The sequence below is a fragment of the Hyphomonas jannaschiana VP2 genome (assembly GCF_000685215.1).
GTDB classification, from domain to species: Bacteria; Pseudomonadota; Alphaproteobacteria; order Caulobacterales; family Hyphomonadaceae; genus Hyphomonas; species Hyphomonas jannaschiana.
This window is the reverse complement of the sequence record NZ_ARYJ01000006.1, coordinates 71,633-85,514: the sequence shown is the minus strand read 5'-3', so window position 1 is coordinate 85,514 and position 13,882 is coordinate 71,633. Positions and strand designations below refer to the sequence as shown.

Genomic DNA, 13,882 nt, shown 5'->3' with positions numbered 1-13,882 from the left:
GAAGAACGGGCTGTTTACGCCCCGCGGCGGATTTTGCAAGGGGGCAAAAGCGGGCGGGTGCAGCTTATCCGGCAACAGGCCCGGAAAGAGGTAAGGCGGGTTCGGCCTCGCCAGGCGCCCATTGGGGATATTTCTTCATGATAGCGCGGAAGCGGGCGCTTTCCTTGTGTCCGGCGAGCCAGGTTTTCACCGGGCCGGGCGCGGCCGCCTCCCACCAGTCCATGTCGGTGTGGGCGAACTGGCGCACGAAGGGGAAGATCGCCATGTCGGCCAGCGTGGGTGCAGGGCCGAAGAGCTGCCCGCCATGGGCCGCGATCCGCTCTGACAGGCCTTCCAGGATGGCGAGCCCCGCCTCGCGATTGGCCACCGGATCGGCGCTCTCATCCTCATACCGGTTCGGGTATTTGTAGCGGTCGAGCGCGCGTTTGAACGGCCCGTCATTCTGCGCGATGAGGGCGTCTGTCTCCGCCGCATCCGCTTCCAGCCAGCCTTCGGGATCATTCTCCGCCAGCGCCCAGCGCATTACGTCGAGGCTCTCGTCGATCACCTCGCCGCTTTCCAGCACCAGAACGGGTACCGTGCCCTTGGGGCTCGCCTCCAGCATCGCCGCCGGCTTGTCGCGCAGCACCACTTCCCGCACGCGAATGTCCAGCTGCGCGGCAGAGAGGGCCAGCCGCGCGCGCATGGCATAGGGACAGCGGCGGAACGTGTAGAGGATCGGGGGTGCGGCGTCCGGCATCACTTCGCGGGAAAGCCTTCCGGATATTCCGGAAGCGTGTCTTTCGGGTCGTACCAGCTGGCGCAGTCAGACCGCCAGATATGGCCCAGCGGATTGCCTTCGATCTCAGTGTCGAGACAGCCGAGCCGCAACAGCACGACCGGCTGGCTCACCCGCTCTGCCATGATGTGAGAGCCGCATTTGCTGCAGAAGTTCCGGAACTTGCCTTCGCTCGATTCAAACCGGTTCAGCGCCTCTTCGCCGGCGGTCCAGCGGAAGGCTTCGCGTGCCACCGGCATAACGGAGGAAAACGCCGTCCCGTGTGCCTTGCGGCAGGTGTGGCAATGGCAATGAACGATCGGGCCGGGGTCGGCGGTGACTTCGTAGCGCACCGCGCCGCAGAGGCAGCTGCCTTCAAGCATCTTCGGTGCCTGCGTCTTCCTTGGCGGCCTCTGTTGCTTCCTGGCCTTCTCTTGCCTTCGCTTCCAGCGCCTCTTCGCGGCGGCGGGCAGCGACGGCAGCTGCGTCGGGGCCCATATGCGCTTCGCCGCGCTTTCGGGCGAGGTTGATCTGCTTCTGGCGCTCGGCGAAGCGGCGCTTCTGATCCGGCGTCATCTCATCGATACAGTGCGGGCAGGAGACGCCGGGCACATAGGCGTTGCCCATCTTGTCGTCCTCGGTGATCGGCCGCTTGCAGGCGTGACACATGTCATAGTCGCCTGGGGTCAGGTCATGCTTCACCGAGACGCGCTCATCGAACACGAAACATTCGCCGCGCCACAGGCTTTGTTCTTCCGGCACGTCTTCCAGATATTTCAGGATGCCGCCTTTCAGGTGGAACACATCCTCGATGCCTTCGGCCTTCACGAAGCTCGTCGCCTTCTCGCAGCGGATGCCGCCGGTGCAGAACATGGCGATCTTCGGCTTGCGGCCTTCGGCTTCCAGTTTCTCGCGGAAGGCGCGGAACCATTCCGGGAATTCACGGAAGGTTTTGGTTTCCGGGTCGATGGCGCCTTCGAACGTGCCGATGGCGTATTCATAGTCGTTGCGCGTATCGATCAGCACCGTGTCGGGGTCGCTGATCAGCGCGTTCCACTCTTCCGGCGTGACATAGGTGCCGACCAGCGAATTCGGGTCGGTGCCCGGCACGCCCATTGTGACGATCTCCTGCTTCAGGCGCACTTTCAGGCGCAGGAACGGGTTCTCGTCCGCTTCGGAGAATTTGGCCTCCAGCGCCTCGGCCCCCGGCAGGGCCCGCAGGGCGGCGAGCGCCGTGTCGATGCCCTCGGGGCTGGCGGCGATGGTGCCGTTCACGCCCTCGGCGGCCAGCAGCACAGTGCCTTTGACACCGGCAGCCTCCAGCGTGGCGCGCAGCGGCTCACGTGAGGCCTCGAAGGCCGGGAACGGGAAGAACAGGTAGAAGGCGGCGATGCGTGTGGTCATGGCGGCGCTTATGCCAGATTGCGCAGCGGATTTGAACATTCCGCTGCACGCGGCAAATCGGGCCATGCGCCCTTTATGGTCAGGCGGTTCGCTTTGCCGCATGCCGCCCCGGTTTCGATTGCACCTGCCGGGGGCTTCGCTTACCGTCCCCATGGTAAAGCCCATGGAGACTTGCATGAAGATTCGTCAAACCACTTTTGCCCTCGCCGCGATTGCCGGTGTGTCCCTGCTGGCCGCGTGCGGCGGCAGCGACTCGAGCGCCCCTGAATCAGAGGTTGCTCCTGCGGCTGAGGAAGTCGTGCTGGACAATGGCATGACCCCGAAAGAGCAGATCGAACTGCGCCAGGGCCAGCTGAAGAAACTGGGCAAGGCCTTCAAGACGATCAGCGACCAGCTGAAAGCAAGTGAGCCGGATATGGCAGCCATCCAGGCTGCGGCGGCCAGCGTGCCGGTGGAGTCCGAAGGCATGGCCGACTGGTTCCCGGCCGGCACCGGGCCGGATTCCGGCGTGAAGACCGATGCCCTGCCGGCGATCTGGGAAGAGCCGGACCTCTTCACCGAGAAGCTGTCTGACTTCCAGATGGCGGCAGGCGCTCTGGCTACAGCTGCTGAGACCGGTGACCTGGCTGTGATTGCCCCGGCGTTCGCCACAACCGGCGGCACCTGCAAATCCTGCCACGAAAAATTCCGCGCAGACGACTGATCCGCGATGGCAAAGGGTAACCGTATCCTCGTCTGGGACGGGGCGCTGCGCCTGTTCCACTGGTCCACCGTGTTGCTGGTCGTCGCCATGTGGTGGTCCGCGGAAAACCACATGATGGACTGGCACCGGCGGATGGGGATGATCCTGGTCGGCCTGGTGACGTTCCGGCTGGCCTGGGGGCTGCTTGGCCCGCGCACCGCCCGCTTCACCAGCTGGCAGCTCGGGCCGGGGGCCATGCTGGGTTACCTGAAAAGCCTGAAGCATGGTGTCCACAAGCCGAGCTTCGGGCACAATCCCATCGGCACGCTCAGCGTGATCGCCATGCTGGCGGCGCTCTGCGTGCAGCTGGGGACGGGCCTGTTCGCGGTGGATGTGGACGGGCTGGAATCCGGCCCGCTGTCGACGCTTGTCTCGTTTGAGGCCGGGCGTCAGGCGGCGGAGATCCATGAGGTCAGCTTCAACATCCTGGTTGCCCTGATCGGCCTGCATGTCGCGGCCGTGGCGGTGTACCTGATCTTCTTCAAGGACAATCTCGTCCGCCCGATGGTCACCGGCCGCCGGGCCAGTGAAGACTTTGGCGATGTACCCTTAAGCGACGCAAAGCTTTCCTGGCTGCGCCTCGCCATTGCGGTGGCCGTGGCGCTCGCTGCCATGTGGGGCATTTCGAACGCAGGCTGAATGGAAAACCGGGGACGCGGCATCCCGCGCCCCCGGCCTTTCGAGGCAACCCCATCCTACTCGGCAGCGATGGGTTCGATCCGGCCGGTTTCCAGCGGACGCTCCAGCGCCGCCCAGTCGATCTCTGCATCGGTTGCAGCATTCTCATACTGCAACACGCCGAGCGCCTCGAATTTCGGTTTCACTTTTTCTGTCAGCAGGCCGACCCGTTTCAGGTTCGGGATCATCCGCTCAAAGAGGAAGTTGCGGAAGGCCTGACCACCCGCCGAGTCGATGGCGGCGCGGCGGGCTTCCTCGCGGTCGAAGCCGAACTCTTCCTCCACCACGGTGGAGAACAGCCGTTCGCGCATGATGGCGCAGGCTTCATAGGCGAACTGGGCGCGTTCCTCGATTTCCTCTTCCGGCAGCGACTTGATCCAGTCCTCCAGATAGTTGACGCCGAAGGCGACGTGCCGGCCCTCGTCACGCATCACCAGCGTCACGATCTGGCGCAGCAGCGGATCGCGCGTGGTTTGCGCCATGGTCTGGAACGCGGCCAGCGCCAGTCCTTCGACCAGCACCTGCATGCCGATGAATTTCAGGTCCCAGCGCGGATCGGTCAGGATCTTGTCCAGCAGAAGCTTGAGGCTCGGATTGATCGGGTATTCGACCCCGCAGCGCGTGCGCAGGTATTTGTTGAACACTTCCACATGGCGGGCCTCATCGAAGGTCTGCGAGGAGGCGTAGAGTTTCGCATCATAGGTCGGCGCGCAGGAGACGAGCTGAGAGGCGACCATCATGGCGCCCTGTTCGCCGTGCAGGAACTGCGAGAGCACCTGCGCCTGCGACCGCCAGGCATATTCGTTTTTCTCCTCGTCGCTCATGGCGAGATAGACGGGGTGGTCGTGCAACGGGTTGAGACCGGCCTGCGAGGGGCCTTCGCTCTTGTCGAAGTACACATCCCAGTCGACATCGAGTTCGGCGTTCCAGTTGAACCGCTTGCCGAGTTCATAGAGGCGGCGGATCTTCGCGTTCGCGCTTTCATAGTCCCAGTTATAGGAACCGGTCAGCGGCGTGTTGAAGATTTCGCGGATGATTTCGACGTCTTCCGGCGTCAGTTTGTCGGCCAGTTCGCCGGGGTCCTCGAAGGTGCGGACATCGGTGGGCGGGCCGGAGACGAGTTGGACTTTCATGGCATTTCTCCCAGTTTATCGCCGGCCATGAACGGGCGGACTGGCCGGATTGGAGAGAGGCTAAGTCCTCGGAAACAGAGGCGAAATACGGAAAATGACGTAGGCGTCATCTTTTTTTGGGTTAAATTTCGGAAAGCCGGCCGCCAGGCTTGCGGAAATGCTGTCATGACAAGATTTTCCTGCTGTCAGACAAGGCCTGCGTGGTAAGATTCGCCCGGTTCGTGCCACCAGCGAACCGCCTGCAAAGGAGAGCCACCAGATGACGGGCCGTCCTCGTCAGCCGAAGAAAAGCGAGAAAATCGAGGTGCGCCTGTCTCATGAGGAGAAGAGCGCCCTGCAGTCTCTCGCGCGGCGGCAAGGCCGGACAATCAGCACAATCGTGCGCGATTTGCTGGCCGATCATCTGAAGGGTGTCCTGCAGGCGGAACAGCAACCCTCAATTCGGGAACGAACCGCAATGATCCTCAAACCCGTGGCAACACATCCCCGCAAACTGGCAGCCGCACTGGCCGCCTCGCTTGGCCTCGGCGTCCTCGTCCTGCCCACGGCCGTCGCAGACCCTGTGAAAGTCGAACTGCAGGGCGATTTCCAGCGCACAGGTGACGCCTACAAGGAGCAGCACAGATTCAATTCCACGATGGCGGTCGAGCCGGGTGTGCCCGGAACCTTTGTCACCGCGACGCCGGAATCGGATGTGCCAGGTTACCGGATCGAGCTGACCGTTACCCCGGATGAAGGCGACCGTCTCCTGATCGACGTATCGATCTATCGCGGTCTTGAGGGCGATGACCTGATCGCGCATCCGGTTCTGACGGCCGAATCCGGAAAAGAGGCCCGGATCCATGTCGGCGACGATGCGGAATCCTACGAGATCGCGCTGAAAGTCGGGGACAGCTGAGGCGCGCTTACGCTGTCAGCACGCGCGGCAGTTTGAAGGTGACGGTCTCGCGGGCGGTTTCGATATTCTGCACGGTCACGTCGAACCGGGACCGGCAGGCGGCGATGACGCCCTGTACCAGGTCTTCCGGCGCGCTCGCTCCGGCGGTCAGGCCCAGAATGGTGACGCCGTCGAACCAGTCCCAGTCGATGTCTTCGGCACTGGCAACCAGTTCGGCGCGGGCGGCCCCGGCGCGCAGGGCCACTTCGACCAGGCGTTTGGAATTGGAACTGGTCTCCGCCCCGATGACGAGGACGAGGCCGGTGCCCTGGCCGATCACTTTCACCGCTTCCTGGCGGTTGGTGGTGGCGTAGCAGATGTCTTCCTTGTGGGGCGTCGAGATGCCCGGGAACCGCTTTTGCAGCGTCGCCACGATGTCGGCGGTGTCGTCCACGCTGAGGGTCGTCTGGGTGACGAAGGCGAGATTGGCCGGGTCTTTCGGCTGGAAGACTTCGGCATCCTCCACCGTCTCGATCAGATGGATGCGGCCCGGCGGCAGCTGGCCCATCGTGCCGATGACTTCCGGATGCCCGGCATGGCCGATCAGCACGATCTCACGGCCTTCGCGGTCGTGGCGTTCGGCCTCGACATGTACCTTGGAGACCAGCGGGCAGGTCGCGTCGACATAGATCATCTTGCGCGACTCCGCCTCGGCCGGCACCGATTTCGGCACGCCATGAGCGGAGAAGACGACCGGACGGTCCTCCGGGCATTCGTCGAGTTCCTCCACGAAAATGGCGCCCATCTTCTCCAGCCGGGAGACGACATGCGCATTGTGGACGATCTCGTGGCGCACATAGACCGGCGCGCCCCATTTTTTCAGCGCTTCTTCAACGATCTGGATGGCCCGGTCGACGCCCGCGCAGAAGCCCCGGGGGGCTGCGAGGCGGATGGTGAGGGGGCGCCTTTCCGTCATTTCATCTCGTCTCCGGTTGCCATGCCGACCTGTCTGCCTTAGCGGCGTTGCACGGGGGGCCGTAGCCCTTTAACACAGGCCGGGCAAGTTCAGATGGGGTCCCAGGCCGCCCAGCCAAGAGACACGCCAACAGATTCTGGCCAAGAAGGACAGCGAAACGCATGCGCATTATCCTACCGATCCTCGCCCTGGCACTGGTGGCCGGATGCTCCAGCACCAAGGACCTGGCCGAGTCGCTCAACACCCGCCAGAATGCCGGTGCCTGCCCGCCGGTCGGATCGGTCTATGATGCGGCGCGGATCGTCGAGTTCCGCGACGGATCGGACGAGCTTTACAGCGACATCCGCTACACCGGCGAGATCACCGATGTGCGCAGCTTCTGCCGCTATACTGGGGACAATCCGCTGACCGCCGAGCTGGAGATCGATTTTGCCTTCGGCAAGGGCCCGCTGGCGGATGCGAACACGCATGATTTCGGCTACTGGGTCGCCGTCACGCGCCGCAATGGCAAGGTGCTGGCCAAGGAATTCTACACCGTCACCGCCCAGTTCGATGGCAATTCCCCGCTGGACGGCGCGACGCAGACGATTGACCGCATCACCATCCCGCGCGCCGACGAGACCATCGCCGGGACCAATTTCGAGATCCTCGTCGGGTTTGACCTCAGCGAGCAGGAGCTTGAATTCAACCGCGCGGGCAAGCGCTTCCGCATGGATGCCGGATCGTAAGCCATGGCCAGCCTGACGAAAGACCTGTCGGCGGCCGCCAGCGCCGCCTTTGAGGCCATGGGCCTTGAGGCGCGGTGGGGCGATGTGCGCCGCTCCGACAAGCCGGAACTGGCTGACTTCCAGTGCAATGGCGCGATGGGCGCGGCCAAGCAGGCCGGAAAGATCCCGCGCGACGTGGCCACAGAGGTCGCTGCGGCGCTGAGAGACCATGAGATGGTCCTGTCGGCGGAAGTTGCCGGGCCGGGCTTCATCAATATCCGCGTCTCCGACGCCGCGCTCGCCGCGCGGGCAGAGGCTGTGCGCGAAGAGAAGATGGCAGGCGCCGAAGGCGCGCCGGACCCGCAGGTCACCGTCATCGACTTTGGCGGTCCGAACGTTGCCAAGCCGATGCATGTCGGCCACCTCCGCTCCGCCGTGATCGGCGACACGCTGCGCCGCCTGCTCACCTTCCTCGGCGACGAGGTGACGGGCGACGTCCATCTCGGCGACTGGGGCCTGCAGATGGGCCACCTCGTCACCGAGCTGCAGGACGAACAGCCGGGCCTCATCTATTTCGACGCAGACTTCACCGGTCCGTATCCGGAAGAACCGCCGGTCACGATCGACGATCTCGCCCGCATGTATCCGGCTGCCAGCGCGAAAGCGAAGGAAGACCCGGCCCGGCTGGAGCGCAGCCAGAAGGCCGTTGCCGAATTGCAGGCCGGCCGTCCCGGCTATCGCGCGCTGCTGAAGCATTTCATCGACGTGTCGGTCGCCGCGCTGAAGGTCGACTATGAATTCCTGAACGTCCATTTCGACCTCTGGAAGGGCGAAAGCGACGTGGATGATCTGATCCCGGAGCTGGTCGAGCGCTTCAAGAGCGCCGGTCTGGCCCGCGAGGATGATGGTGCGTGGATCGTGGATATTGCCCGCGAGGGCGAGAATGTCCCGGTCGAGAAGAACGGCAAGACGACGCTGAAAAATCCGATGCCGCCGATCATGCTGATCAACAGCCGCGGCGGCACCGGCTATCACACGACCGACCTTGCCACGATCCTTGACCGGATGGAACATCTGGAGCCGGTGCCCCAGCGCATGCTCTACGTGGTGGACCAACGCCAGGCGCTGCACTTCCAGCAAGTGTTCCGCGCCGCCGAAATGGTCGGCCTGATTGACGAAGGCCGCCTCGAACATATCGGCTTCGGCACGGTCAATGGCCCGGACGGCAAACCCTTCAAGACCCGCGAAGGCGGCGTCCTGCGCCTTGCAGACCTGAACCAGATGGCGTTCGAGGAAGCACAGAAAAAGATCGCCGAGGCCGGCAAGCTGCCGGAAGACATGGGGGCCGAAGAACGCCATGAGGTGGCTGCGAATGTCGCGCTCGCCGCGCTGCGTTTCTCGGACCTGATGAATACGCGGACCACGAACTATGTCTTCGATCTCGACAAGTTCACGAGCTTCGAAGGCAAGACGGGTCCGTATCTTCTGTATGCTGCCGTGCGCGTGAAATCGCTGCTGCGCCGCGCCACCGAAGAGGGCAACAAGCCGGGCGGCATCGTCATTGGCCATGACGCCGAACGGGCGCTCGTTCTGCAGCTAGACAATTTCGCCTTTGCCTGCCTGCAGGCGCGCGAGAAGCGGATGCCGCACGTCCTGTGCGAACATCTCTACAATCTCGCGCAGGCCTTCAGCAGCTTCTATGCGGCCCTGCCGATTGCGGCGGAGGGCGACGAAGCCACCCGTGCGAGCCGCCTTGGCCTCGCCTCGGCCGTGTTGAAGCAGCTGGAAACCGGGCTGGACCTTCTGGGCATTCGCGTGCCCGAGCGGATGTAGCAGCCGGCAGGCGCTCCAGACAGCAGACCTGAACCAGGGTGAGCGCCTGCAGCGCCGCCAGCATCAGCGCGGGCAGGAACACCGCGTCAGATGGCATCATGCGCCGGAAATTTCTCGGGTCCGGATCGCCGCAAATCCAGCAGAGCACGGCAATGGCAGGGATCAGCAGCACGATGGCCGCATCCACGCCTCTGTGGAGGCGGTGGCGGTGCGCGGCCGCATGCCGGGGTAGCAGCAGCGTTCCGAAAGACCAGGCCGCATACCAGATCACGCCGCCGGCCAGCAGCCAGAGATTGGCATGCAGCTTGGCGCGCTCCAGCACGAAGCCGAAACTCTGATGCGGCTGGCGCTCCATGAGGAAACTGCCCAGCCACAGCCATGGGCCGCCGGCAAGGAACGCGGTGGTCCAGCAGGCATGACGGGCAGGGGCGCGCAGGCGGGTCATGGGAAGGCTCCGGAAGTCGCCTCCCGATCTGGCATGCGCCTTCAATCCGGGAAAATCACTTAGGGCTCACACTTGCGTGGGCGAGAGGTGATCCGGGCAGGTCCGGTATAGTCACTTATAGTCCGGTATGGTCATGGTTAGTCATGTATGGTCATGGCGTAGACGGATGTAATCCTGTGGCAGTCACGCTTCGACATTCCCCCGCACGCGTCACGCCCGATGGCTAACGGCCATCTGGGCGCCCATCTCTGAACGCACCGGCATGCGCGTCATGACATGGCGTTCCCGAGGGAGCGTTCAGAGATGGATCCCCAGACCGCTGCGCGGTCGGGGATGACGCAAGGAGTGGGCTTATCCACCAGCTAGCCGCACTGAACCTGCCGCAACAATTGCCGCCCAAACAAATTTATCCGACACCTCCGTGAGCTGACGTATAGTCCGGCCCATGTCACTCTTTCATCCACCCTCACACTTCCCTCCGCAGCTTGCTTTTCTCTGGCCCATCATCTGGGTCCAGGTACTGATGCTGCGCGCGCAGATAAGGGCCGCCTATGGCCGGGGCGTGAAGTATCACTGGGGTGTGACGCCAAACCTGCGCGTCTACCTGGTCAGTATCGACTGGATGCCCTCTCAGAAGAAAACCCGCGAGTGGCTGGCCCCTTCGGAACATTTCAATGACCGCATCGCCGCCGCTTGTGATGGGCGCGCGGCAGCACCCGCCTATCTCCACTTGCAGCCCCTCTCCCTCGGGAGAGGGGTTGGGGTGAGGGGCAAAGGCGTTTCCGCAAGTGCCGCACGCGCGGATATGGCTTACCCCCTCATCCCCAACCCCTTCTCCCCAGGGAGAAGGGGCTTAAACCTGCCCCTGCCGGAAACCTGACGCCAAACCTGACCTCAAAAACCAAACCCACACCAAGCGCCTTAACGGGCGTCGCACGTGCTTGTCCGGACGCAGGGTGTTGCCTCAGCCGCGCGGCTATCCCACCTATGGAGTGAGTTCAGCTCAAAACAGGGAGGATACGCGACATGGCCAGGAAGAAGGCCAAGGCGATACCGGGCCCGGACCAGCCCGCAAAGGATGGCACGGAATGGGAGCTGGCCTCCCAATGGGCGCAGGGCTGGAAATTCCTCAAATGGTCGGCGACGGCCTTCCTGGTGATCGCCTTCATGGTTGTGATCGGGCAGGGCTTCCTGTTTTACCGCCTGTTCGACGATGTCCACCCGGTGCTGGGCTATGCCTATATCGTGGTTCTGGCGCTGATGCTGGTCGTGCTGGTGGGCCGGCCGATCATGGGCTTCCTCTCCATGCCGGTGGCGGCGAAACCGCCCTCCATCCCGATCGACCCAAAAGCGCCGTCCCCGAAAGCACTTGCGGCGCGTCTGCGCTATGACCTGAAATACCTGTTGATGCTGTCCGAAAATCCGCTGGTGAAAGAGGAACGCGGCGAACTGGAGGAAAGCATCCTGCGCGGGCAGGCCCTGCTGGAACGGGCCCGCCGGGCCGGGCCGGAAGAAGCGCTGATGATCTCCGCCGATCTGGAACATTTCGAGCGGGACCATATCGAGGCGGTCCTCAAGCCGCTCGACAAGAAGGTGGACCAGCTGATCCATGCCGAAGCCGTGGGGGTCGGAATCGCGACGGCCGTTTCCATGAACGGTACGGTGGATGCCTTCATCGTGCTGTGGCGCAACGCGAATCTCGTGGCCAAGGTGGCGCGGACCTATTTTGGCCGGCCCCACCTGTGGGGCAGTCTGCGCATCCTGCGCGATGTGGCGGCCATCGTGGTCGTCGCCCGCGCGCTGGAAGATGTGACGGATCTCACCGGCGATGTCATCGGCAGCCTGCTGGGCCGGATGGGCGGCCTGGTCGCCGGGCCGGTCATGGATGGCGGGGTGAACGCGATGATGACGCTGAAGCTCGGCTATCTCGCCAAGCGCCGCTGCCGCAGCTTCAAGGGCTGGTCGTCGGGACAGGCGAAATCGATCTCGGCTGAAGCGCTGAAGGATGTGAAGGAAGAATCGGGCTCGGTCATCGGCGATTTGCTGAAAGGCGTCGGCGGGCTCACCTCCACGGCCACCCGGGCGACCGAGAAGGCGCTCGCCGGATCGCGCAGTGCCTGGGGCCTGGTACAGAGCTGGTTTGGCGGCAACAAGCCCGCGGGCTCGGGGCCGGGGAGCTGACGGGAGGGCTGGTCGGAAGGCGGCTCGATTGCTTTCCGGCCAAGCCTTGTGCAAACATCGGAAGGCAAATGGCGTGAACCAGCGGGGAGTTCCGTTTTGATCCTTCTCATTGCATGGCTGACTGCCGTGGCGACGGTCGTGCTGGCCTATGTCATCGCCGGTCCGATCTGGGTGAAGCGGCATTCGTTGCGCTTCCGGGTCGGCAAGACCGTCCGCCGCACCAGCGGGGCTTATGGCGAAATCGCGATCGTCAGCTTCGCGGCGGCGATGGTCTGGCTGATCGACAGCGCCGGCAAGGATGTGAGCCTCGCCAGCCTGATCATGGATCATCCGGTGCCTGTGGGCGTGGCGGCGGTTGTCGTTGGCCTCGTTGTCTATATTCACGGCATCCGGACGGCGTTTGCCGCAGAGCCGGACGAGCGCTGGCGCCTGTTCTTCACTTACCTCGTCTATGGCGTTTACAGCCTGATCGTCTTTGCCGTCGGTGCTGTGGTCGTGGCGCTTCTGGTGATGCAGGCCATAGCCGACACGCAGAACCTGTCATCGCTGGCGGATGCGGCAATTGCCGGCCTGCCCGCAGGGCCGGGCGTGGGCAATGGCGACCTCATCCGCAGTATCGAGTTTTCCTATCTCGACATGCAGTCGCTTCTCTCGGTGGCCGAAGAGAGCATGACGCCGGTCTTCATGTTCATGGCCGGGATCTTCGCCATCAACCTCGCGATCCGGCTGACGCCGCTGCGCAGCCTGTTCATCAACAACGCCGTGTTGCTGACCATGATCTCGACCCTGATCGGCCTGATGGCCGTGCTGGCCGTGGGGATCTGGACCTATGTCGGCAATTATTCCGCGGTGATTACGCAATATGTCGACGCCATGGCGGCGCTGCGCCCACAGGCGGCAAAGATGCATCCGGACTATGTGATCCGATACTCGGAAATCATGGTGGAGATGATGGACCAGAAATCGCTGCTCAGCTTTGTCACCCGCATTTCCAGCGAATGGGGCGGCGTGGCGGCCGCTCTGGGTCTGGCACAATGGGTTGCACAGCAATTCAACCGTCCCGAGGCGGATGAAAGCCCCGGCGAAATCGCGAGGGCGGAAGGCCACTGATGCGACGCTTCTATATACCCCTCGTCCTGTTTGGGTTAGCGCTGGTCTATCTGTTGCTAGCGGGGTGCGTGACCTTGTCCGACAAAACCATTCCGACAAAGGTCGCCACGCCGGCGGACCAGTCGCCGCCGGCGAACGAGCCGCTTTATGTCATGGTCTGGAACATCGGCTATGCGGGCCTCGGCGAGGAATCGGACTTCAAGGCCGATGGCGGCGAGATGCTGCGTCCGCCCGGCAAGGATGTGGTGAAGAAGAATCTTGCCGGCATTCAGGGCGTGCTGAAACAGGCCGAGCCGGATGTCGTGCTGATGCAGGAACTGGCCGGGCCGGGCTTCCTGACCATGGGTGTGGATGTGCTGGGCGGCGTAAAGGACACGCTGGCCGATTATTCGATGTTCTTCTCCTCCGACATCCGGACGCGCTTCTTTCCGGGGCCGATGTCGCTGAAGCATGGCCTCGGCACCTTCATGCGGGTGGCGCACGAGCCGACAGAGATTATTCGCATTGCGGAAGAGCCCGGCACGATCATGGGCTTCATCAAGCGACGCTATCATGTGCAGGTGACGGAGCTGGACGTTTCAGGCCAGCCCTGGGTGCTGATCAATGTCCACCTTTCGGCGTTCGATGAGGGCGCGAACACGCGGATGGTGCAGTTGCGCGAAGTGCTGGACCTTGCTGACAGCTACTACCAGCAGGGCAAAGCCGTCGCGGTGGGCGGGGACTGGAACATGCGCCTCGCGCCGACGGATTTCGCCTATACGGCAGACGATTCTGCCCAGTTCTGGATTCATGACTTCCCTCGGGAAGAACTGAAAGAGGGCTGGCAGCTGGCAATCGACCCGGCCGTGCCGAGCGTCCGCACCAATGAGCAGCCTTATGAGGCCGGCCGGAACTACACGACCAATATCGACGGCTTGCTGCTGTCACCGAATGTCATGCTCGAATCGGCCAAGGGCTTCGATCTTGGTTTCCAATATACAGACCACCAGCCGGTCCTGTTCACGCTGCGCCGCGAAGAATAGGCATCGGCAAGCGCCTT

At 63.4% G+C, this 13,882-nt stretch carries 14 protein-coding genes; 9 read left to right on the top strand and 5 right to left on the bottom strand.

The annotated features are described in order from the left end of the window. Positions 1-64 precede the first annotated feature (64 nt). The 3 genes from HJA_RS10750 to trhO are packed head-to-tail and all read right to left on the bottom strand — an operon-like array spanning position 65 to position 2,161. On the bottom strand, positions 65-739 hold the full coding sequence (locus HJA_RS10750; protein ID WP_035582023.1) for a glutathione S-transferase: 675 nt from the start codon (positions 737-739) through the stop codon (positions 65-67). Beyond that, entirely contained in the window at positions 739-1,140 is a 402-nt protein-coding gene (locus tag HJA_RS10745) for a GFA family protein (RefSeq protein WP_035582021.1), read from the bottom strand. The genes HJA_RS10750 and HJA_RS10745 overlap by 1 nt, the downstream gene beginning before the upstream one ends. Further along, entirely contained in the window at positions 1,133-2,161 is a 1,029-nt protein-coding gene (trhO, locus tag HJA_RS10740) for an oxygen-dependent tRNA uridine(34) hydroxylase TrhO (RefSeq protein WP_081814668.1), read from the bottom strand. The genes HJA_RS10745 and trhO overlap by 8 nt, the downstream gene beginning before the upstream one ends. A gap of 175 nt (positions 2,162-2,336) precedes the next feature. Between trhO and HJA_RS10735 the strand changes: the two genes are divergently transcribed. Beyond that, on the top strand, positions 2,337-2,864 hold the full coding sequence (locus tag HJA_RS10735; protein WP_051597585.1) for a c-type cytochrome: 528 nt from the start codon (positions 2,337-2,339) through the stop codon (positions 2,862-2,864). A gap of 6 nt (positions 2,865-2,870) precedes the next feature. Beyond that, positions 2,871-3,542 carry a cytochrome b/b6 domain-containing protein gene (locus HJA_RS10730; RefSeq protein WP_035582019.1) on the top strand — a complete coding sequence of 224 codons (672 nt, stop codon included), beginning with the start codon at positions 2,871-2,873 and terminating at the stop codon, positions 3,540-3,542. A gap of 56 nt (positions 3,543-3,598) precedes the next feature. Here the strand turns inward: HJA_RS10730 and HJA_RS10725 are convergent, their stop codons facing one another. Then, entirely contained in the window at positions 3,599-4,714 is a 1,116-nt protein-coding gene (locus HJA_RS10725) for a ferritin-like domain-containing protein (protein ID WP_035582017.1), read from the bottom strand. A gap of 259 nt (positions 4,715-4,973) precedes the next feature. On the opposite strand from HJA_RS10725, the gene HJA_RS10720 reads away from it, so the two are divergent. Then, positions 4,974-5,612 carry a ribbon-helix-helix domain-containing protein gene (locus tag HJA_RS10720; protein WP_035582015.1) on the top strand — a complete coding sequence of 213 codons (639 nt, stop codon included), beginning with the start codon at positions 4,974-4,976 and terminating at the stop codon, positions 5,610-5,612. Between the two features lie 7 nt (positions 5,613-5,619). Here the strand turns inward: HJA_RS10720 and ispH are convergent, their stop codons facing one another. Then, the gene (gene ispH, locus HJA_RS10715) at positions 5,620-6,567 is read right to left on the bottom strand and encodes a 4-hydroxy-3-methylbut-2-enyl diphosphate reductase (protein ID WP_035582013.1); all 948 of its coding nucleotides are present in this window, start codon (positions 6,565-6,567) and stop codon (positions 5,620-5,622) included. A 161-nt stretch (positions 6,568-6,728) separates the two neighbouring features. Here ispH and HJA_RS10710 point away from each other — a divergent pair, with 161 nt between their 5' ends. The 6 genes from HJA_RS10710 to HJA_RS10680 all read left to right on the top strand — a co-directional run bounded on the left by HJA_RS10710 (position 6,729) and on the right by HJA_RS10680 (position 13,865). Beyond that, positions 6,729-7,295: a hypothetical protein gene (locus tag HJA_RS10710; RefSeq protein ID WP_035582011.1), complete on the top strand. Its 567-nt coding sequence runs from the start codon at positions 6,729-6,731 to the stop codon at positions 7,293-7,295. A 3-nt stretch (positions 7,296-7,298) separates the two neighbouring features. Next, entirely contained in the window at positions 7,299-9,107 is a 1,809-nt protein-coding gene (gene argS, locus HJA_RS10705; protein ID WP_035582009.1) for an arginine--tRNA ligase, read from the top strand. Between the two features lie 890 nt (positions 9,108-9,997). Next, the gene (locus tag HJA_RS18635) at positions 9,998-10,432 is read left to right on the top strand and encodes a hypothetical protein (RefSeq protein WP_035582005.1); all 435 of its coding nucleotides are present in this window, start codon (positions 9,998-10,000) and stop codon (positions 10,430-10,432) included. A gap of 146 nt (positions 10,433-10,578) precedes the next feature. Continuing rightward, positions 10,579-11,733 carry a YcjF family protein gene (locus HJA_RS10690; RefSeq protein WP_035582002.1) on the top strand — a complete coding sequence of 385 codons (1,155 nt, stop codon included), beginning with the start codon at positions 10,579-10,581 and terminating at the stop codon, positions 11,731-11,733. A gap of 96 nt (positions 11,734-11,829) precedes the next feature. Next, on the top strand, positions 11,830-12,843 hold the full coding sequence (locus HJA_RS10685) for a hypothetical protein (protein ID WP_035581999.1): 1,014 nt from the start codon (positions 11,830-11,832) through the stop codon (positions 12,841-12,843). Then, complete coding sequence (locus tag HJA_RS10680; protein ID WP_035581996.1) at positions 12,843-13,865, top strand: endonuclease/exonuclease/phosphatase family protein; 1,023 nt, start codon at positions 12,843-12,845, stop codon at positions 13,863-13,865. Before HJA_RS10685 ends, HJA_RS10680 begins: the two co-directional genes overlap by 1 nt. Positions 13,866-13,882: the final 17 nt, after the last annotated feature.

What these genes read in the sequence shown, in the direction of transcription:
- HJA_RS10750 (WP_035582023.1), bottom strand. Translation starts at nt 739, where the DNA reads ATGCCGGACGCCGCACCCCCGATCCTCTACACGTTCCGCCGCTGTCCC.
- HJA_RS10745 (WP_035582021.1), bottom strand. Translation starts at nt 1,140, where the DNA reads ATGCTTGAAGGCAGCTGCCTCTGCGGCGCGGTGCGCTACGAAGTCACC.
- trhO (WP_081814668.1), bottom strand. Translation starts at nt 2,161, where the DNA reads ATGACCACACGCATCGCCGCCTTCTACCTGTTCTTCCCGTTCCCGGCC.
- HJA_RS10735 (WP_051597585.1), top strand. Translation starts at nt 2,337, where the DNA reads ATGAAGATTCGTCAAACCACTTTTGCCCTCGCCGCGATTGCCGGTGTG.
- HJA_RS10730 (WP_035582019.1), top strand. Translation starts at nt 2,871, where the DNA reads ATGGCAAAGGGTAACCGTATCCTCGTCTGGGACGGGGCGCTGCGCCTG.
- HJA_RS10725 (WP_035582017.1), bottom strand. Translation starts at nt 4,714, where the DNA reads ATGAAAGTCCAACTCGTCTCCGGCCCGCCCACCGATGTCCGCACCTTC.
- HJA_RS10720 (WP_035582015.1), top strand. Translation starts at nt 4,974, where the DNA reads ATGACGGGCCGTCCTCGTCAGCCGAAGAAAAGCGAGAAAATCGAGGTG.
- ispH (WP_035582013.1), bottom strand. Translation starts at nt 6,567, where the DNA reads ATGACGGAAAGGCGCCCCCTCACCATCCGCCTCGCAGCCCCCCGGGGC.
- HJA_RS10710 (WP_035582011.1), top strand. Translation starts at nt 6,729, where the DNA reads ATGCGCATTATCCTACCGATCCTCGCCCTGGCACTGGTGGCCGGATGC.
- argS (WP_035582009.1), top strand. Translation starts at nt 7,299, where the DNA reads ATGGCCAGCCTGACGAAAGACCTGTCGGCGGCCGCCAGCGCCGCCTTT.
- HJA_RS18635 (WP_035582005.1), top strand. Translation starts at nt 9,998, where the DNA reads ATGTCACTCTTTCATCCACCCTCACACTTCCCTCCGCAGCTTGCTTTT.
- HJA_RS10690 (WP_035582002.1), top strand. Translation starts at nt 10,579, where the DNA reads ATGGCCAGGAAGAAGGCCAAGGCGATACCGGGCCCGGACCAGCCCGCA.
- HJA_RS10680 (WP_035581996.1), top strand. Translation starts at nt 12,843, where the DNA reads ATGCGACGCTTCTATATACCCCTCGTCCTGTTTGGGTTAGCGCTGGTC.